Origin of the sequence: Coleofasciculus sp. F4-SAH-05 (assembly GCF_040222985.1) — a bacterium.
GTDB classification, from domain to species: domain Bacteria; phylum Cyanobacteriota; class Cyanobacteriia; order Cyanobacteriales; family Coleofasciculaceae; genus Coleofasciculus; species Coleofasciculus chthonoplastes.
Map to the genome: position 1 here is coordinate 1 of NZ_JAVKBY010000242.1, position 19,814 is coordinate 19,814.

Here is a 19,814-nt window from a genome sequence, read left to right on the forward strand (position 1 = left end):
GACTTTCCGGTGCCATCGTGCCGCTTAAAAAGCCCTTCACTACCGCCCACCGAGGGGATTCAAACCATTTTGATTATAGCATCTCTGGCAATTCATCCCATCACGCTCAAGTGAGGGTCTTCTTGCCGAATTAGATAAAAACAAGTTTTGTCTCAAGGCGCGATTCATCTCGCCGCCAAATCGTAGATTATGGCGGGAGACTTCTCGCACAATCAAGTCAGCCAGTCGTCTATTTAAAATCTTATGATTTGTAGTTGTCTCTAAGGTTTTACCCATCTGAGAAAAGAGAGATACGTTAACTTGTATACTCTGCACTCTCTAACTTACAGCAGTTTGCTCTCCTATGCGGTACATTGTCGATCCCCCTAAATCCCCCTTAAAAAGGGGGACTTTTATCTACTGTACTTTATGGAGAGCGCAAAGCGCTGTAAGGCTGGTGGGCAGTGCCCACCCTACGGTATATTAAGGGTTTCGGCGATGCCAAAATGTTTATTTCAGTACCGTTCTACTCTAAGATAGGGGTTCGTGCCAAAACGCGATAGACATTAACTGTTTGCTGTTTCCCCTTCAAGGCTAGAGGTCCCCAGGATTCAACTTCAAACTCCCCTTGCAGTTGATCTAGCGTTTGTTGACCAATGAGAATCCGACAGGGAGTTGGTTGACGCTGTTTCTCACAACTCTCTAGCCGGGACGCAATATTAACACTATCGCCAATTACGCCATATTCTAAGCGGTCTTTGCCCCCTAAACTACCCACCACAACAGGACCGGTAAAAATACCAATCCGCATTTGAATCACCGGTAAACCTCGGCGTCGCCAATCTCGGTTCATCGACTCCAGGCGATCGCTAATTGCTAACGCACAGTCTACAGCGGCTTTGGCATCTTCAGCAACTTCAGTTCTGTGCAGACGAGACATGGGTACACCAAACGCCACCATCACCCCATCACCGGTAAACTTATTCACAATCCCCTGACCCTGGAGGACTTCACGAGTCACCACTCCCAGAATTTCATTTAACCACTCTAACAACGCCTCTGGGGTCATCTTTTCCGATATGGTGCTGAAATCTTTAATATCGGCAAAGAACATCGTAGCGGTGAGGCGAATCCCCGGTAACTTCCCAGATTTTAGCAAGCGATCGCGACCTTGCCAAAGGGCTTGAGCGACTTCAGGAGAGGTATTCTGTCCCAACAGTTTCATCACAATCTGCTGCTGTTGATGGGCTTCATAAGAACGATGAGTGACAAAAATCGCTACCGTTAACCCAAATCCGAATGCTGGCGCTGCAAACGGAACCCAGCCACCTTGGGTCAATAGGTAAAAACAAACACTCGATAACACCCCCAAACTACCCGTTACTCCAATAATTAACGCCAGGGGATGATACGTCACTCGCCCCAATATCCCCCCGATCGCAATCCAACCAACAATCCACAGAATTTCCGCCTTTTCTGACCAAAACCAGAATAAAGGACGCTTACCCGTCGCCGCATCCAGGAATTGGCTAACCATTTGAGCCTGCATTAAAACTCCAGGTATTTTCGCATTTTTTTCCAGGGCGGGACTAAAGGGTGTAGCGAATAAGTCTTTGAGACTGGGTGCAGTGGAACCAATAATCACAATCTTGTCCTCCACCCAACTCGGATCAACCTTTCCGGCTAAGACATCAGTTAAGGATACTTGTCGCCCAACTTGGTAAGGGAAACGATAATTGAGTAAGATTTGGAACCCGCCAACATCTCCCTTTTGATATCCCCCCGCATTTTCTGTTATGGGTGACAACACAGCCTCACCAAGCTGGGGAATATCTGGATTATCGGGACTGGCTTCTAGTTCAATCCCACGGGTTTCCAGATAAGCGAGTGCCAGAAGCAGGGAAAATGAGAAAAGCACGCCGCTTTCATTCTCCGCCAAATACAAATTGCGACGAACCACATCATCTGGGTCAAGGGGTATATCATTAAAACCAATGCGTTCCGGTGATACATCTGGTGGCGGTGGGGTTCCGGCGCGGATATCAATATTCTGAATGGCAATTAAATTCGGTTGTTGGAGTTGTTCCACTAACTGCTGATCACCCGGTTCCACAGGAAGATTGCGATACAAATCTAGACCAATAACGGCGGGTTCTGCGGCTTGCAGTTGGCGTAATACTTGTGCTAAAACCTGATCTGAGATGGGCCACTGGTTTTGATTTTCCAGGTCTTGTTCTGTAATCGCGACAACCAAGATCCGAGGATCAGGTTCCGTTTCCAGAGGTCGCAAGCGGACAAACTGATCATACGCCGCCAGTTCTAGCGTTTCTAGTCCACCCAAGTGTCGCACGCCCAGAAGGGTAATAATAACGGCAATGGTTGAAACGCCCACGACTCGCAGATTTGCCAAATCGGGTAACGCCAGACTAACCTTTCGAGGGATGCGAAAAATCATAGGCATAAATCTCTAAGCTTCTCGGAAGCCGCTGGACAGCAATGGAGAGATTACTCAAACCCGAAGATGCCTCAATTTGTCCAACTGACTATGGCAGCATAACCCTTACCGCATTATGCCACTTTTCTGGATACGGGGTGATACCTCAGTTATAGTCGTTTTCAGTTGAATAGCAGGTATAGAACGTTGGTTCGTAGTTGCGCTGTCTTCGCCATCAGCGTTTAGCGCTGACTACCAACGCTTATTTTCAGTGATAGACAATTTTTCAAATTGTATCATTTTCATACTGTCTAGAACTATAGGCAAAATTACCACTATATTTTTTGAGCAACTTTCTCAGCTTTATTACTCCAGGATTAACCTCAATAATCTTAGGACTAGGAACTCTACTCAGTACAACTCTAGCAAACACCTTACCCGTAATTTTAGATTTAAAATACAAATAATCACATTTACGCTGTTCTTGACTCTTAATCACACAATCATCAATTTTAACTTTGCACACTTGTTTTCCAGATGGGTTATTAAGAATATATTTTCGCTTATTTTCTTGAGCCGTAATTTTCTTGCCCTGAGAGCAAACTGTGCAATCGGGATACTTTCTCTGAAACTCCTTGCAACTGCATATCATGCTTAATCTTCAAGTTCAAATAATTGATTAAATGTATCAATGATTATATCAGAAGCCTTATCAATTTCGGCTGACTCAATCAGTCCCATATCTGAATCAATAATAGAACGAGCCGTGCCTTCTTCCAAAATGTAAGCATCTAATCGATGTGGATCAAGCCATAAATGACGATCAACGACTTGCTCGACTTTTTCTGATTTGTCTGTTCCTAAGTTATGGGCATAGAGCAGATTATTAAAGGATGAGAGAATATAGGGACTGTGAGTTGTTACTATCACTTGATTTTCGTTTTGATTGGCAAGCAGCGCAATTAAATCAATGATTTGCTTTTGCGCGACTGGAAAAAGATGAGCTTCAGGTTCTTCAACTACTAGAAAAACTTGGCGTTGCTCAATAATTAAAAGCAAAATTAGTAAGACAATCCAGACGACTTCCTGTTGTCCTGAAGAAGCAAAATTAATTAACGTGCTTTGATTATTACCAAAGTCAATCCACTCTGTACCATTTTGATATCGGTAATATCCTTTCAAAATTGAGTTCACTAGGTTTTGAGCGAGTCGGATTATTTGCTCAGTATCAGGCTTTCTAGATTGATCAAGTTTGTTTTTAATGAAAGAATCTAGAGAGATTTGATTAAACAAGGATTTAGCATTGTCAATTCGGTTGATAAAATTCTGCATCAGATAGTCTAGCTTTATTAAGCTATCTGCTTCTGACTCTAGCTCGCTGGAGGTAAATTCATCTCCCATGTCAATGTTGTAACGCTGCTGAGATAATGTAGTTATCAGACTGCGACCAGCGGGCAAGAATAATAGATCTCGTTCATCATTAAAGAGCTGATTAACTTCATCTGTGATAGTTTCAAATAAAGCGGCTTCTTGAGCCTTAATCGCACTGATTTCTCGGGAAGAAGAAAATTTTAGGGATTTCTGCTGTAACTCATCATCTAACTGACGTAATTGAGCGACTAGCTCACGAAACTTTTGTTTAAACTGATAATCAAAGATAATATCTGTGAACCGATTATCTGGATGATTACGAATAATAACTTCCATGCCATTTCCATAGTGATACGTTAGCTCCATCTCCGGAAATTGCAATACAGATCCATAAATTTTGATAAATTTCTGCTTTGCCCGTTTAGCAAAAATTGTTATCTGTTCTTCAAATCGATGCTGATTGTAACATTGGTATAAATAACTGGTTAAATCATCTCTTAAAGACTTAAAAAAGAAAATAGCTTTACTAACAGTGCTTTTGCCACTTGCTTGCGAACCAATGAAAATAAGTAAATCTTTCAGGTCGATCTGTACATCTGCAAGAGGACTAAATTTGTGAATCGTTAACCGTTGAGACATAAGGCGATCGGAAACGCTACTTCTAAAGTATATAAAACAAAATCGGGGCTGGCAAATGCGCGAACGTACAGACTAAAATAGTCTGAATCTTTTATCAATTAACAATGATTTCGTGGAGATATTGAAATTAGCGATCGCGCTCTAAATCATCGATTACTTTTTGCAAGTACCAATTCTCTGGCATACCCGGATATTTCTTCTTAGCTATTTCAATCAAACGCACCGCCACATCCCAGTATCCCCCCACCATTCGCAGGAGTTGTTCCTGTAAGTTCCGATCCACCCGCGCATTGAATCGAATTTGTCGTTCTTGATTGATAAAAATGTCTTTCCGATTCAATTGAGCCGAGCGTTTTTTAATCTCAGCTTCAGCCTTTGCTATTTGTTGCTTCTGCTGATTTAATGCCTGATTATACTTCTGCCAATCCTGTTTCTCAAAATACAGGTTCGCCGCTTGCTGATAATCGTCTGCTGCGCCTTGGTAATCTTGAAAATCAGCCCGCGCCGCCGCCCGATGATAATAGATTTGCGGATCATTGGGCTGAATCGTTAATCCTCGCGAATAGTCCTCAATCCCTTGGCGATAGTCGCCCAGTTTCGAGTAAGCTTGACCTCGGCAGACGTAAAATTGGGAATTTTCTGGTTGTACCTCAAGTAACTGGGTAAAATCCGCGATCGCACCCCGATAGTCCCCCAGTTCAATGCGAACCCGCCCCCGATAGTGACGCACTTGGATATCATTAGGATCAAGCTGCATGGCTCGACCTAAATCTTCCATCGCTCCTCTTAAATTCCCCAATTTGCTGCGAATAATGCCGCGATAGCAATAGGCTCTAGCATCATTGGGCGCAACGTGCAACAGCCACTGGCAATCCTCTAAGGCTTCCCGATGCTTTCCCCGTTGTAGCTTGTTGATAACTTGAGTCAAATACTTTTGCGTTTCCGCCGCACTCGCCGCCTGGATTTGCGCTGCCTGAATTTGCTTGATACTCTCTAGGCAACTCTGGCAATTGTCTTTGTCTTTCTGATCCAGATACAGTTTAGCCGCTTGTTTAAAGGATGCGATCGCCTCTTTCGTCTTCCCCAACCGACGGTAGGCTGTCCCTTGCAGTTTATACGCCGCCCCGTGATTCCCATCAATCTGGATCACCTGTTGAGCATCTTCTAGGGAACTCTGAGCCTCTCCCTGCGCCAATTGAGCCAAACTGCGCCCCAAATAACTATCTAGATGTTCAGGATTCACCTGTAGCGCCTGGGAATAATCCGCGATCGCACCTTGACAATCCCCTAAATCAAAACGAGCCAATCCCCGTTTGTAGTAAGCATCGGCAAATTCTGGATTAATCCGCAACGCTTGCTCAAACTCCTGAATCGCTCCCTCTAAATCGCCTTGTTGCGCCTTCTCGCGCCCGCGCTCGTAAAATTCCTGCTCCATTGCCCACGTCCAACTCGTTTATGCGATCGCCAGTTGTCTTGTCACTCATGATAACCTCATTAGCGATCGCGTTTCCATTTGAGTCGTTTACACAGCAACGGAGTAAAAAGGCAATAGGCAATAGGGAAAAATACCTGTATTTTAATTCAGTAGATTCAATAGATAGATAAAATCCATTGGTATCATTGTAGTCAGATAAAATTTTTTATTCTGGTTATTCATGCCAATAAAAACACCGATGAGAATTAAGCCCATACCCACAAAAGTGCTCGATAATCCTGGTTCTGGCGTCAATGGGAAATCAACACCACCGCCGCCAGACTCAAAAATATTGTCAGGAGTCCCTCTGTGTCCAAACACTACTAAGAATTGCAATCTAATGTAGAATATAGGAAGAACGTGACTGAAAAACGTTGTACATAAACCAACATAATTCGGTTTAAAGCAGTACGTTAGAAAAACTATCCATGCCAGACTATAGCTGAGAATAGTTAGCCAGTCGCCGTGTACCCAAAGATCTAATCCAGTTATAACGCTATTTACAACTCTATTATAGTCGGAAAACCAGGGTAGGAAAAGCCCTTTCATAGAAATTATCAGTCCGGCTGCGGACAAGACTAAGCCGAATATTCTTAGAAAAGTAGGAAACGAGAAACTTTGCACAGAACATCCTCCAGTTTTTCAGGTTTTGCTGAGGCGACAACATGGAATCCTCGACTCGACAAGCCGTCAGTAGTGAGGACTTTAGTCCTCTCATGGCGAATAGAGCGCCTACTACAAACTCGGAGTGATCGCCAGTTTTCTTGTCAATTATGATAACCTCGTTAGCGATCGCGTTTCCATTTAAGCCGTTAACACAGCAACGGAGTAAAAAGGCAATAGGCAATAGGCAATAGGGAAAAAATACAGGTTTTTTGTGTTATCATAAATGGATGGTAATTTGCACAACTGGGAGAATCCAACTTTGCTCTTTCACGTAAACTTTGTAAAGTAGCCTTTTGTTATTCAGAGCCGAATTTAGTAAGAACCCAAGAACCAGTTTCCAGGTGCCTGTGGATCATCGCTCGCATGGAATTGTCGAGCTAATTCCATGAATTCTTCTTTGGATATATGACCGTCACCATTTGAATCTAACTTAGGAAATGTTTCCTGCGCTAAGTCTTCAGAAACATTCCAACTCGACAGAATTGTTTTGTACTCCTTAATCGTAATGACACCATTGCCATCTAAGTCTAATAAGTCGAAAAGTTGGTTGACAAAGCCAACAATTGTTTGGTACATTGATTCGTCATGGATGAGTCGATCGGCGTGTTCTAGCCACTCCTCAAGCTGGACTTTACCATCGTTATCTTTGTCTGCATTTTTTTAACAAGCTCCCAACCCTCCATATACTTGGTATGGAGTTGATCGTACTGGGGTGTATTGGCTTCCAGATTACGGAATTTTGCTAAATTTTGGAAGATGAGTTCAAAGTCTTCCTGCGTGATTGTGCCGTTTCCATCGGCGTCATAGACTTGGAATAGTCTTGTCCATTTTTTGGTTTGCAGTTCCGTTAACATAGTCTCCTATTGTCTGTGGGTTTTGTTTTTATTGATCCAGAAAATATTCTACTATTATCTAAATTACTTGTCTATCAAAAAGGGGGACGGGAGGGGGATCTAAAAGGGGGGAACGATGGGGGTAGGGGGAAAATCAGAGCCATTTGAGTTCCTTGTTCCCTCCCCTTTTAAAGGGGAGGGTTAGGGTGGGGTCTATCTCCAGGTATCGCTTTCTGGCAAGAGCTTAAGTTGACACCAATGGATATTATCGTGCCCCTTGAGGCGATCGCCTATAGACAGACGAGGTAAACCCAATTTGGCGTGTAAGATAGAAAAAGAGATAAATCTTAAAAAAAGTTCATGATTGTGTCCGCCTCTGGCTTCGATCGCGTTAAACAAGCCGTTAAAGATAAAGTCTTTTTTGGCAATGAACCCACACCGGAGTTGATTGCCATCCTCATCGTCTACTTTGTCCAGGGTATCCTGGGGCTAGCCCGTTTAGCGATTAGCTTCTTCCTCAAAGACGAACTCGGTTTGAGTCCCGCCCAAGTCGCAGCCCTAATCGGGATTGCTACCTTACCTTGGGTAATTAAACCCCTATTTGGCTTTCTTTCCGACGGACTCCCCTTATTTGGCTATCGTCGCCGCCCCTATCTCGTCTTGTCTGGATTGATGGGAACAGCCGCGTGGTTAAGTTTGGCAACGGTAGTCCATACAGCTTGGGCAGCAACCCTTGCCATTCTCCTCAGTTCCCTTTCTGTAGCGATTAGTGATGTCATCGTAGACTCCCTGGTGGTGGAACGGGCAAGGCGGGAATCATTAAGCAACTCTGGTTCCCTACAATCCCTAACGTGGGGAACCTCTGCTGTCGGGGGAGTGATTACGGCATATCTGAGTGGTTGGCTGCTGGAGGCGTTTAACACCCAAACCGTTTTTGGCATTACCGCCACCTTTCCCCTACTCGTTTCCGGCGTGGCGTGGTTAATTGCCGAAGAATCCGTTAGTTCGGGGATAAACACCGCCACTGTCACCAACCAAATTAAGCAACTGCGTCATGCGGTGACTCAAAAAGCCATCTGGCTACCCACAGCCTTTATCTTTATCTGGCAAGCCTCACCCACCGCAGATTCAGCCTTTTTCTTCTTCTCCACCAATGAACTCGGATTTGAGCCGGAATTTTTAGGGCGAGTGCGTTTAGTCACCAGTTTGGCGTCTCTGGTGGGGGTTTGGGTATTTCAACGGTTTTTAAAGGGTATCCCTTTCCGCACGATTATGGGATGGACAACTGTCCTGTCGGCTGTTTTGGGGATGACGACTCTCATCCTCGTCACCCATGCGAATCGGGCATTAGGTATTGATGATCACTGGTTTAGTTTAGGCGACAGTTTGATTCTGACGGTGATTGGACAGATTACATTTATGCCCGTACTTGTGCTTTCAGCCAGACTCTGCCCATCGGGAGTAGAAGCGACTTTATTTGCCCTGCTGATGTCGATATGGAATTTATCCGGATTGTTATCTCATGAATTGGGGGCGTTATTAACCCACTGGCTAGGGGTGACAGAACATAACTTTGATCGCCTGTGGTTATTACTGACGATTACCAACCTCTCTAGCTTATTACCCTTGCCCTTCTTGGGTTGGTTACCAGCTTCTGATCCGCAAACTGAAATTAAAGGCGAAACAGAGTCTAAATCATTACCGCCAGCAGAAATATTTGAACATCATACGTCGGGTTCTTTCTCCGAACAGCCATTTCTCCCTGATGTTGTACCCGAGTTTATCCGGGTTGGTAGTGAGGACTTTAGTCCTCTTGTCAAAGGCGCTAAAGCGCCTACTACAAACCGGGTTGGTAGTGAGGACTTTAGTCCTCTTATCAATGGCGCTAAAGCGCCTACTACAAACCGGGTTGGTAGTGAGGACTTTAGTCCTCTTATCAATGGCGCTAAAGCGCCTACTACAAACCGGGTTGGTAGTGAGGACTTTAGTCCTCTTGATCAATAGCGCTAAAGCGCCTACTACAAACCGGGTTGGTAGTGAGGACTTTAGTCCTCTCGATCAATAGCGCTAAAGCGCTTACTACAAACACGATTAAATAAAGAGGGAATACAAGATGATTGCAACAGAACAATTCTTAGACTCAAAATCTGCCCGTTCTTATGATCAGGAAGCATGGAAACAGGGGTATCAATCTCAACCGAATGAATATGATTACTGGATTGAGGACATTGAAGGGGAAATTCCACCAGCGCTGAATGGCACGTTGTTTCGCAATGGTCCAGGTTTACTCGATGTCCATGGTCAACCTCTGCATCACCCCTTTGATGGGGATGGTATGATCTGTGCGATCGCCTTTGATCAGGGTCGTGCTTATTTCCGCAATCGCTTTGTCCGGACTGAAGGCTTTCTCAAAGAACAAGAAGCCGGAAAAATGCTGTATCGCGGTGTTTTTGGTACGCAAAAGCCCGGAGGGTGGCTGGCGAATGCCTTTGATATTGAAATCAAAAATATTGCTAACACGAATGTGATTTATTGGGGGGGTAAACTCTTAGCTCTTTGGGAACAAGCGGAACCCTATCGGTTAGATCCCAAAACGTTAGACACCATTGGCAAAGAAACTCTAGAGGGTATTTTGGCACCCGGAGAGGCATTTGGCGCCCATCCTTGGATTGACCCAAGCTGTAACCAAGATGGGGGTGCGCCTTGTTTGGTGAATTTTGCGATTAAACCGGGTTTTTCTACTAAAATCACCATTTATGAATTGGATGCAGCCGGGAAATTGAAACGGAGTCAATGTCATACGGTTCCGGGTTTTGCTTTTATCCATGACTTTGCAATTACACCCAATTACTGCATCTTTTTCCAAAATCCTGTCACCTATAATCCCGTTCCTTTCCTGTTGGGACTAAAAGGGGCGGGTCAATGTGTAGACTTTAAAGCCAACGCACCGACGCGGATTTTAGTGATTCCCCGTTATGGTAATAAACCAATGCAAGTTCTGGAAGCTGACGCTGGGTTTATCTTTCACCATGCCAATGCGTTTGAGCAAGGGGAGCAAATTTGTGTGGATTCAATTTGCTATGAATCATTAACTCAAGTGGACTCAGAGATAGATTACCGGAACGTAGATTTTGATGCGCTTCCACCCGGACAACTGTTTCGGTTTACGCTGAATTTAGCGGATTCTACGGTACAACGACAGCAACTATTCGCGCGTTCCTGTGAGTTTCCCTATGTTCATCCCAACCATGTTGGACGCCCTTACCGTTATGTATACATGGGAGTGACTCATAATCCCACCGGAAATGCTCCACTTCAAGCCATTGCTAAATTAGATTTAACCACAGGAGAGGAACAAGTTTGGAGTGCAGCCCCCCAAGGCTTTGTCAGCGAACCCATTTTTGTTCCCCATCCTGAGGCGAAGCGAGAAGATGAGGGTTGGGTGTTGACGTTGGTGTATGATTCCAGTCACCATCGCTCTGATGTGGTGATTTTGGATAGTCGAGATTTGAGCCACGGCGCGATCGCACGGCTTCATCTCAAACACCATATTCCTTACGGATTGCACGGAAGCTGGACGCCAACAGTCTTTTAAGGCAGGCAGATTTTTTGAATTCGTTTATTTAATATAGAAGATAATGATCACAACAGAAAAAGAATCCGAACTATCTTTTGATCGCGAGGGATGGAAAGGGTGGTATGAATCCCAGCCGAATGAATATGATTACTGGATTGAGAATATTGAAGGGGAAGTTCCGCCAGAGCTGAAGGGCACATTATTTCGCAACGGTCCAGGTTTATTCGATATCAATGGTCAGCGACTGCATCACCCCTTTGATGGGGATGGTATGGTATGTGCGATCGCCTTTGACCAAGGTCGTGTCCATTTCCGCAATCGCTTTGTCCGTACTGAAGGCTACCTCAAAGAGAAAAAAGCGGTAAAAATTCTTTATCGCGGCGTTTTTGGAACGCAAAAGCCTGGGGGTTTGTGGGCAAATATTTTTGATATTAAACTCAAAAATATTGCTAACACTCATGTGGTTTACTGGGGGGGTAAACTGTTAGCCATGTGGGACGCGGCTGAACATTATCAGTTAGACCCAAAAACATTAGAAACTCTAGGGAAAGACGATCCTGATGGTATTTGGGCAAAGGGGCATTTCAGTAAAACACACTCTCGGATTGACCTAAGCTGTGATCAAGATGGCGGTGTCCCCTGTTTGGTGAGTTTTACAATTAAACTGGGTCTTCTTAATTCCAAAATCACGATTCATGAACAAGCACCAGACGGGAAATTGCGGCGTAGTTACTCTCACACTGTCCCCGGTTTTACCCTCCCTCCAGGACAACTGTTTCGGTTTACGCTGAATTTAGCCGATGCTACGGTACAACAGCAGCGATTATCGGAGCGTTGCTGTGAGTTTCCCTGTGTCCATCCTAATCATGTGGGACGCCCTTACCGTTATGTGTATATGGGAGTGGCTCATAATCCCACAGGAAATGCTCCACTGCAAGCGATCGCTAAGTTTGATGTTACAACAGGAGAGGAACAAGTTTGGAGTGCAGCCCCCCAAGGCTTCGTCAGCGAACCGATTTTTGTCCCCCATCCTGACGCGAAGCGAGAAGATGAGGGTTGGGTGTTGACGTTGGTGTATGATTCCAGTCACCATCGCTCTGATGTGGTGATTTTAGATGGTCGAGATTTGAGCCACGGTGCGATCGCACGGCTTCATCTCAAACACCATATTCCCTACGGATTGCACGGAAGCTGGACTTCCACAGTCTTTTAATGGTCATTGGTTATTTGTCCTACTCGCTCCCGAAAAGAAGCAAGCTACGTCATTGATCATTTGTCGAAAACGCATTTAGGGATATCAGGGTAAAAACCCGCCCCTACATACAGACGTGCCTCCCCTATCATCCCATCTCCCCTGGGGTTTGATAGCGTAAAATTATGAATATCTACGGCTGATCTGATTGTCCAAATTTTAGCCAAACCGAGAACCAGTCAACCCAAAATTTGGACGATACCGATTTTAAAACCGCTGTAGACATTGCTTGAATTCTCTTATTAATTGAGGGAGCGAGGCAAAATAATTTTGGTGGAGAAGGGTATGAAATTTAGCATCGTCATCACGACTCATAATCGCCTCACCTTGCTCAAGCGAGCAATTGATAGTGCGTTAGCTCAAACTATACCGTGCGAAGTAATTGTGGTGGATGATGGATCGTCTGATGGTACGGATATGTATGTCCAGGGGCGACGGAAAGAACTCTTGGACATGGGTGACACCCGTTTAATTTATCATCGAAATTCGACGAATTTGGGTCACTCAGGAACGGTCAATCAGGGTGTAGCATTGGCGACAGGAGAATGGGTAAAACTGGTGGATGATGACGACTACCTTGCCCCGAATTGTATTGAAGAAATGGTTAAGGCGATCGCAGGGCGTCCAGATGCTGTGATTTGCTCCTGTCGAGCCATTCAGATCAATGAGAATGAGAAAGAAATCAGCAGAAGTCGGCACGTTGGCAAGGGAACACTTGTATATGTTCCCCAAGCCGAGATTCATTACGCCATGCTGTTGGAACTCTTGCCATTTGGCACGCCTGTACAAGTAGCCTTTTCCCGTTCAGCTTTCCTTAAGTCAGGAGGATGGGATACTCGATTCGATACGAATTATGATGATATTGATTCCTGGATTAAAATTGCCCAGTTTGGCGATGCTGTTTTGATCAATAAATGTCTGGCTTACCGGACTATTTGGCAAGGTTCATTTCATCGCAAGTTTACTTTTGATAAACGCCTGGAAATTAATCTAATTATTAAAGAAAATATTTATTCGTGTATTAGCCCAAAATATCGTCATACTTTACCAGAACTATCAGAAATTAAGTCGTCGATAAAAATCCATTGGGGATTTGCTGCCCTCAAAAAAAGAAAATTTGTCAGCGCGGTAAGAATTTGGTTAAAAACGGATTTATCTATAGCGTCTGCAAGGTTATTTTTAAAACGAATCATTGCCAGAAATTGTTTAGATGAATTATTACAAGAGTCTCAGAGAACGCCCATTTTATTAGTGCGTGAACATAACTGAGTTATTTAAACCTAAAGGTAACTCCAAGAAGCAAGTGCGACCGTATCTGCCCTAACCCAGACAAAATCCCTAACAATAGGCAAGGGTTTTGATGTAAAATCAATAGTCCGCAGTCAAACGAAAATGCTTGTAGCAAGGGAGATACTTCTATGACCCGGATGTATTACGATGCAGATGCTAACTTAGACCTACTCACTGATAAAACAATTGCAATTATCGGCTATGGGTCTCAAGGTCACGCCCACGCCCTGAATCTCAAAGAAAGTGGCATTAAGGTGATTGTGGGTCTGTATCCGGGCAGTAAGTCGGTGGCGAAAGCGGAGTCAGCCGGATTAAAGGTTCATTCCGTTGCTGACGCGGCGAAAGCAGCGGATGTGATTATGATTTTGTTACCGGATGAGGTGCAGAAAACCGTATACACCGCAGAAATTGCACCAAACTTGAAAAAAGGGAATGTCCTGGCTTTCGCCCATGGGTTTAATATTCACTTTGGTCAAGTCGTTCCCCCACCTGATGTAGATGTAATCATGGTGGCACCCAAAGGACCAGGGCATTTAGTGCGACGGACTTATGAACAGGGAGAAGGTGTCCCTTGCCTATTTGCCGTGTATCAGGATGCCACAGGTCAAGCTCGCGATCGCGCTATGGCTTATGCTAAAGGAATTGGTGGAACTCGTGCGGGTGTACTAGAAACCAGCTTCCGGGAAGAAACGGAAACCGATTTATTTGGTGAACAAGCCGTGTTATGTGGGGGTTTGAGTGCCTTAATTAAAGCCGGATTTGAAACCTTAGTCGCAGCAGGTTATCAGCCAGAGTTGGCGTATTTTGAATGTCTCCACGAAGTTAAATTAATTGTGGATTTGATTGTGGAAGGCGGACTAGCCAATATGCGCGATAGTATCTCTAATACTGCTGAATATGGCGATTATACCCGTGGACCTCGCATCGTTAATGACCAAACCCGCGCCGAGATGCGGAAAATCCTGCAAGAAATTCAATCCGGTCAATTTGCCCGTGAGTTTGTGTTAGAAAATCAGTCAGGTAAACCTGGATTCACCGCCATGCGCCGTCAGGAAGCTGAACATCCGGTAGAGGAAGTGGGTAAAGATTTACGGGCAATGTTTAGCTGGTTGAAAAAGTAGTCATTGGTCATTAGTCATTTGTCCGTTGTCCTTTGTTATTTTTTGGCAAGACAATTGGCAAATGACATCAGTCTTGATCACCCAGTCCGCGTAGGCGGACTTTGTTTGTGTAGCCGTGATTTCAATCGCCTTGGCAAAAGGGGGCTTATTCAGCAAACCCCAATTATCATGAACGGGTAAATGCGTAGCGCTAATGACGACAAATAACCTCGAATCAACCCAATCAAAAATAGACTCACCGCCAAAATGGACGGCATTAATCTTATTATCAGTCGCCTTAATTGCTTTGTCGCTAACCGCCATCTTTATCAAAATATCGGTTCAGGAAATTAGCGCCAATGCCACGGTATTCAATCGCCTCTGGATAGCAACAATTATCTTTGGGTTGTGGAATGGCTTTAAGCAACTCCAAAATAAGGAGTTGGATGAGCCGTCTGAAACCAATTCACGCTATCAGATAAGTGAAATCATGCTTCTGTTCGGTGTCGCTATTGTTCATGTCATGGGTCGATTTTTGTGGACGTGGTCACTGACTCAAACCAATGCAGCAAATGCGACGGTTTTGTCTAATATGCCTCCCCTATTCACCGCGTTAGGAGGATGGTTGTTCTTCAGTCAGCGTTTTGACCGCCGATTTGTGTTTGGGCTAGGAATTGCTCTGGCTGGAGCCATTGGATTAGGATTAGAGGATTTCTTTCTATCAGATAATAGCTTGTTCAGTGAAACCGCGTTTATTGGTGATGCAGCGGCGTTATTATCTGCCATGTTCTATGCTGCCAGTTTTTTAATCCTGGAGCAACTTCGCAGTCGATTAGCGGTTCAAAATATCCTCCTGTGGCGCTGCTTGTTGGGTACGTTGTTTATGATACCCGTTGTGCTGATGGTGGAAGACCAAGTATTTCCAATATCTTGGCAAGGGTGGCTAGCGGTGTTCGGTTTGGCGGCTATCTGTGAAGGGTTAGGACATGGGTTAATTGTCTATAGTCTCAAGTATTTCTCTTCCGCATTTGTCACCGTGGTTCTGTTACTTGAACCCGTGATGACTGCCGTTTTTGCCTGGATACTTTTCTCAGAAGGTTTAAGTCTTCTAAACCTATTAGCCTTTGCCGTTCCTCACGAGCTTTTACAAGAATTTCATCATCGGCTAATCGTTCCAAACCCTCTTCAACTAAATGTATGGCATCATAACCAGCAGCTTTTAACCAATTAACAGTACGTGGCGAGATACCCATATCCGCTAAAAATCTCATCCGACTTTCTCACCCACGATAGGGAAAACCTGCTCTCGTGCCAGCCATGCAGCATACAGCAATGACTGTTGAATATCTTCAGGTTCCAAATAGGGATAATCTTCGATAATTTCCTCCACTGTTTTACCATTTGCCACTAAATTTAAAACTAATGAAACCGGAACTCGCATTCCCCGAATACATGCAACTCCTGCCATGATACGTGGATTAAACGTAATTCTATCTAAATTCAACATAAATTAGTCCTCCAAAACGACTAGATTAGTTTGAACCGCTATGCTGAAAGAGTCTTGATTTGAAATCCCTCAAAGACAACTTGAAACCCTTCCCGTTCCGGTGACGCACACATTAAACCCACTTGCACTGTTTCGGCTTCGGTCAAATAAGCCAATCTCATCATTGTAAAGTGTTCGCCGTCAAGGGAATATTTTACTTCTACTGCACCTCGACTACATTGTAGTTCTAACCATAAGGACTTAGGATTTTCCGGAATACCCACCACAGACCAATCCGAATACTCTCGTGTGACCACCGTGCTGGCATATTGTACACCGTCAACAAACTCAATTCCACACTTTAACCACGTCTGCTCATTTTCGCGGATCATTAACCCTGCTTGGTCATAAAGTTCCTGATACTGTCCAGTGATTTTCACGACAGCCATAAAATCACCGGTTATCTCCTGATAATAAAAATGTCCTGTATCACGGATAAATCCGTAATGCGTCTTGCGCCAAAAGTCGGTTTTTAAGCTAAGTCATTCGTCATTCGTCATTCGTCCTTTGTAAGGGTTTGATGTCTATTTACAAAACTTATGATATACCGTAGGGTGGGCATTGCCCACCAGCATACCAGTCAGTACCATTTGTCTTAAAAGAACCTTCCCAGCGTTTGTGATGGTGACTCACCAAACATTTTTTTATAGTCTCTGGAAAAATGTCCGGCACTCCAAAATCCCCATTTTAGAGCCACACCCATCACCGTTTCTGTCTTCGGGTCAGCCTTTTTTAAAGCGCGACTTACCCCATTGAGTCGTTGAATCTTGATATACGCCATTGGACTCATGCCAAACATTTCTTGAAAGCCATAAAATAAGGCGGTACTGCTAGTTCCTAATTCGTCGCCGAGTTGTTGGAGTGTTAACGGTTGATCACGATAGGCTCTAGCCACCGCTTCGGCTTTCTTGACCAGGGCATAACGGCGGAAGGGTTTGGGCGTATTCTGATGCAATTTAGCATAACAGGTACGGAAGAGCCGATGTTCCCTTTGATCCAGAAGATCCTGATCTTCACACCCTGGCTGCAATTAACCAATAAGGTAGACTGGCGCCAAACTAGACTTCTACTGATTGGCTAGATAAGTTTAATCCGTTCTCGTCGGAAAAAGGCTAAAACCAGTCTCTTTGTCAACTCGATTATTTGGGAAAAAGATAAGCGATGATTCCTCAAATTCAACCGTGGATCGATGATAGTGAATGGCTCGAAGTTAAACGGGTTATCGAATCAACGTACTTAACCGAAAATAAAGTTACAGCGAAGTTTGAAGAAGGGATTAAAGAATTAACCGGGGCAAAACACGCGATCGCGGTTTGCAATGGTACCGCTGCCCTGTATTGCGCCTTAAAAGCTTTAGATATTGGTCATGGGGATGAAGTGATTGTCCCCAACTTAACCTTCGTAGCGTCCGCGAATGCCGTAATTATGGCAGGCGCCAAGCCCATCTTTTGTCCGGTAAAAGCCGATACCCTGTGCATTGATGTAGACGCCGCCGCTGGGTTAGTCACAGACAAAACCAAAGCGATCATGCCCGTGCATTTGTATGGTCAAAGTGCGGATATGGACGCCGTATTGACCTTTGCGAACCGATTTGAATTAAAAATAATTGAAGATGCCGCTCAGGCAATTGGAGTTGAGTTTAACAATCGCCATGTCGGCTACTACGGAGACGCTGGTGCTTTTTCCTTCTATGGTAACAAAACCATGACCTGTGGTGAAGGCGGGATTATCCTCACCAATAGTGATCGTATTGCCCAAACCTGTCGCCGCCTGAAAAATCATGGTCGCTCCCATCGAGGTACCTTTGTCCATGAACATATTGGCTTTAACTTTGCCATGACGGAAATGCAGGCAGCTGTTGGTATCGCTCAACTGAGAAAATTGCCTGCCATTATTGAGCGCAAACGGCAAATTTATCACGCCTATATCACCGGTTTAGCTGATGTCCCCCAGTTACAGCCTGTCTTTATTGATCCACGTTGTCAACCTGTCCATTGGTTTACCTCGTTTTATGCCGAAAACCGGGCTGAATTGGCTGAGTATTTAGCCGATCAAGGGATTCAAACCCGACTCTTTTTCTGTCCACTCCATCTCCAACCGTGCTATCAAGGCTGGGCTGATCCCCAGATGAATTATCCGGTGAGTACATCTGTCTATGAGCAAGGGATTTCTTTACCTTCGGCATACAGTTTGACTGACGATGAGCAAGATTTCATCATTGCCCAAATTCGTCAATTTTATCAGCTTAAGACTTCCCCACAACCTCTAGCCGTAGGGTGTGTTAGCGAAGCGTAACGCACCCCATTGCTTGTCAAGGATGTCGGGGCGGGTTTGACAGATAACTTATGGCGACAACTTTGTAGGGGCGGGTTTAGTCATATCTGGGTGCAACCCTAAATGATAGTAGTAAAACCCGCCCCTACATTAAACCCGCCCTTGGGAAACCCGATTGATCAACGCACCGAACTATGAACGAGCAAAACGTAGCTGAGTCTCCAGCTTCTGAATATCTTGAGTATCGAGATCAGGTGGCTGCAGCGGTTGCTGATTTACCTCACAGTAAAGCCCTGGCTGAGGCGCTAATCATGAATCGCAATGTTCTGCACTTGGTTTATCCCGATGATGTGACAGGCGTCAAAGGAATTCAGGTGCGGGAAGGGCATGGTCCAAAAAGTCTAGATAATGACGCGATCGACACTCACTTTCACGCCTACCTCCACACCGTAATTAATCCCCAAATTCGCTCCGGTATCCTCACTGATGGCACCCATCCGGGAGACTATGACGATCGCAAACTGCGTTGGTCCGGCGCTGGAGTCGCTGGATTTTGGTTTCGCCATCAGGATATCTTCACTCTAGAGGTTGGTCTGACTAGCTATCCTCGTTATCGATTGGATTTAGATCGTCATCCCTTGGCGGCGCTAAAGCTGATCAAACGTGGATTAGAACGGTATCACGATCCCTATGCTTATTTTGCCCGGGGAATTGGCGTCGCCGTTGTCCCCCTGACGACGGATGGCAGTGTCTATATTGGCGAGCGATCGGCTCATGTTGATTACCCAGGTGTTCTCAATTTTGTGGCAGGTTTGGCGACATTTTCTGCCAATGTTGAAGAGATTAACTTCTATCAGGATGCTCAACGAGAGCTATGGGAAGAAGTCGGCGTTGCGATGACTTTAGATGAGCGGAATACTCAGTTTATTGGTATGTCGGGAAATCCGCTAACTGGAGAGGTGGACTTGGTTTTCGTCGTCCAAACCCAAATGTGCGATCGCTATTTCCAGTCTGGGCAATGGCAAGAACATTCTCGATTGGTTCGCATTGGTAATAAAACTGAAGCTGAAGCGCTGCTGGAACAGGGGCGGTTACCTGGAGCCAAAGAACCCAAATCATTGATGTTTTCCTCTCGGTTTGGCTTAGAATACTTGGTTCAAAAGTATTGGTAAACGATTTAACGGTCACAAATTTGGAAGCAAGCTATCTATGTCATTTTCAGGGAGAGAGCAATGGATCAGATACAGCGCTTCGCGCTGCTATGAGGTACAGTAACAACAATGAGCAAACCAATTTCTTAAATGTTTAGGATTGATTAAATCAAGAGCTACAGCCAAAATTTTATCAATCATAGAACTGGTAGTAGGAGTAAAGCCCAG

Annotated in this window: 17 protein-coding genes and 3 pseudogenes; 8 read left to right on the forward strand and 12 right to left on the reverse strand. The window is 44.7% G+C overall.

Going from position 1 to position 19,814, the window contains the following annotated elements:
• Positions 1-505: 505 nt before the first annotated feature.
• The 8 genes and pseudogenes from RIG27_RS29560 to RIG27_RS29595 form a co-directional block, all read right to left on the reverse strand.
• Positions 506-2,440 (reverse strand): CHASE2 domain-containing protein, encoded by a 1,935-nt coding sequence (locus RIG27_RS29560; protein WP_446350689.1) that lies wholly within the window; start codon positions 2,438-2,440, stop codon positions 506-508.
• 259 nt (positions 2,441-2,699) lie between these two features.
• A complete protein-coding gene (locus RIG27_RS29565) occupies positions 2,700-3,065 on the reverse strand; it encodes a hypothetical protein (protein WP_446350690.1) in 366 nt (121 codons plus the stop codon).
• Positions 3,066-3,067: 2 nt separating this feature from the next.
• Positions 3,068-4,423: an AAA family ATPase gene (locus RIG27_RS29570; protein ID WP_446350691.1), complete on the reverse strand. Its 1,356-nt coding sequence runs from the start codon at positions 4,421-4,423 to the stop codon at positions 3,068-3,070.
• Between the two features lie 127 nt (positions 4,424-4,550).
• On the reverse strand, positions 4,551-5,858 hold the full coding sequence (locus RIG27_RS29575) for a tetratricopeptide repeat protein (protein WP_446350692.1): 1,308 nt from the start codon (positions 5,856-5,858) through the stop codon (positions 4,551-4,553).
• A gap of 141 nt (positions 5,859-5,999) precedes the next feature.
• On the reverse strand, positions 6,000-6,446 hold the full coding sequence (locus tag RIG27_RS29580) for a hypothetical protein (RefSeq protein ID WP_446350693.1): 447 nt from the start codon (positions 6,444-6,446) through the stop codon (positions 6,000-6,002).
• 429 nt (positions 6,447-6,875) lie between these two features.
• Positions 6,876-7,127: an EF-hand domain-containing protein gene (locus RIG27_RS29585; protein ID WP_446350704.1), complete on the reverse strand. Its 252-nt coding sequence runs from the start codon at positions 7,125-7,127 to the stop codon at positions 6,876-6,878.
• Positions 7,104-7,199 (reverse strand): annotated as a pseudogene (locus RIG27_RS29590) (hypothetical protein); the annotation flags it as partial. The gene RIG27_RS29585 and the pseudogene RIG27_RS29590, both read right to left, overlap by 24 nt.
• Positions 7,172-7,417 carry a hypothetical protein gene (locus RIG27_RS29595; protein ID WP_446350694.1) on the reverse strand — a complete coding sequence of 82 codons (246 nt, stop codon included), beginning with the start codon at positions 7,415-7,417 and terminating at the stop codon, positions 7,172-7,174. The gene RIG27_RS29595 and the pseudogene RIG27_RS29590, both read right to left, overlap by 28 nt.
• A 339-nt stretch (positions 7,418-7,756) precedes the next feature.
• Here RIG27_RS29595 and RIG27_RS29600 point away from each other — a divergent pair, with 339 nt between their 5' ends.
• The 6 genes and pseudogenes from RIG27_RS29600 to RIG27_RS29625 all read left to right on the forward strand — a co-directional run.
• A complete protein-coding gene (locus RIG27_RS29600; RefSeq protein WP_446350695.1) occupies positions 7,757-9,400 on the forward strand; it encodes a folate/biopterin family MFS transporter in 1,644 nt (547 codons plus the stop codon).
• A gap of 109 nt (positions 9,401-9,509) precedes the next feature.
• Positions 9,510-10,991 carry a carotenoid oxygenase family protein gene (locus tag RIG27_RS29605; RefSeq protein WP_446350696.1) on the forward strand — a complete coding sequence of 494 codons (1,482 nt, stop codon included), beginning with the start codon at positions 9,510-9,512 and terminating at the stop codon, positions 10,989-10,991.
• 43 nt (positions 10,992-11,034) lie between these two features.
• On the forward strand, positions 11,035-12,186 hold the full coding sequence (locus RIG27_RS29610; protein WP_446350697.1) for a carotenoid oxygenase family protein: 1,152 nt from the start codon (positions 11,035-11,037) through the stop codon (positions 12,184-12,186).
• A gap of 324 nt (positions 12,187-12,510) precedes the next feature.
• Positions 12,511-13,494, forward strand: a complete 984-nt coding sequence (locus tag RIG27_RS29615) for a glycosyltransferase family 2 protein (protein ID WP_446350698.1) — start codon at positions 12,511-12,513, stop codon at positions 13,492-13,494.
• 149 nt (positions 13,495-13,643) lie between these two features.
• Positions 13,644-14,636, forward strand: a complete 993-nt coding sequence (gene ilvC / locus RIG27_RS29620) for a ketol-acid reductoisomerase (RefSeq protein ID WP_446350699.1) — start codon at positions 13,644-13,646, stop codon at positions 14,634-14,636.
• A gap of 193 nt (positions 14,637-14,829) precedes the next feature.
• Positions 14,830-15,687, forward strand: a pseudogene (locus tag RIG27_RS29625) (DMT family transporter); the annotation flags it as partial.
• Here RIG27_RS29625 and RIG27_RS29630 read toward each other — a convergent pair.
• The 4 genes and pseudogenes from RIG27_RS29630 to RIG27_RS29645 all read right to left on the reverse strand — a co-directional run bounded on the left by RIG27_RS29630 (position 15,647) and on the right by RIG27_RS29645 (position 17,191).
• Positions 15,647-15,886 (reverse strand): DUF5615 family PIN-like protein, encoded by a 240-nt coding sequence (locus tag RIG27_RS29630; protein WP_446350700.1) that lies wholly within the window; start codon positions 15,884-15,886, stop codon positions 15,647-15,649. The pseudogene RIG27_RS29625 and the gene RIG27_RS29630 sit on opposite strands and share 41 nt — an antisense overlap.
• On the reverse strand, positions 15,883-16,122 hold the full coding sequence (locus RIG27_RS29635) for a DUF433 domain-containing protein (protein ID WP_446336955.1): 240 nt from the start codon (positions 16,120-16,122) through the stop codon (positions 15,883-15,885). Before RIG27_RS29635 ends, RIG27_RS29630 begins: the two co-directional genes overlap by 4 nt.
• Positions 16,123-16,160: 38 nt before the next feature.
• A pseudogene (locus tag RIG27_RS29640) lies at positions 16,161-16,622 on the reverse strand (DUF1349 domain-containing protein); the annotation flags it as partial.
• A gap of 134 nt (positions 16,623-16,756) precedes the next feature.
• Positions 16,757-17,191, reverse strand: coding sequence for a helix-turn-helix transcriptional regulator (locus tag RIG27_RS29645; protein WP_446350701.1), 435 nt, complete (start codon positions 17,189-17,191; stop codon positions 16,757-16,759).
• A 131-nt stretch (positions 17,192-17,322) separates the two neighbouring features.
• Between RIG27_RS29645 and RIG27_RS29650 the strand changes: the two genes are divergently transcribed.
• Both RIG27_RS29650 and RIG27_RS29655 read left to right on the forward strand, forming a co-directional pair.
• Complete coding sequence (locus RIG27_RS29650; RefSeq protein ID WP_446350702.1) at positions 17,323-18,456, forward strand: DegT/DnrJ/EryC1/StrS family aminotransferase; 1,134 nt, start codon at positions 17,323-17,325, stop codon at positions 18,454-18,456.
• Between the two features lie 173 nt (positions 18,457-18,629).
• The gene (locus RIG27_RS29655; protein ID WP_446350703.1) at positions 18,630-19,607 is read left to right on the forward strand and encodes an NUDIX hydrolase; all 978 of its coding nucleotides are present in this window, start codon (positions 18,630-18,632) and stop codon (positions 19,605-19,607) included.
• Positions 19,608-19,814: the final 207 nt, after the last annotated feature.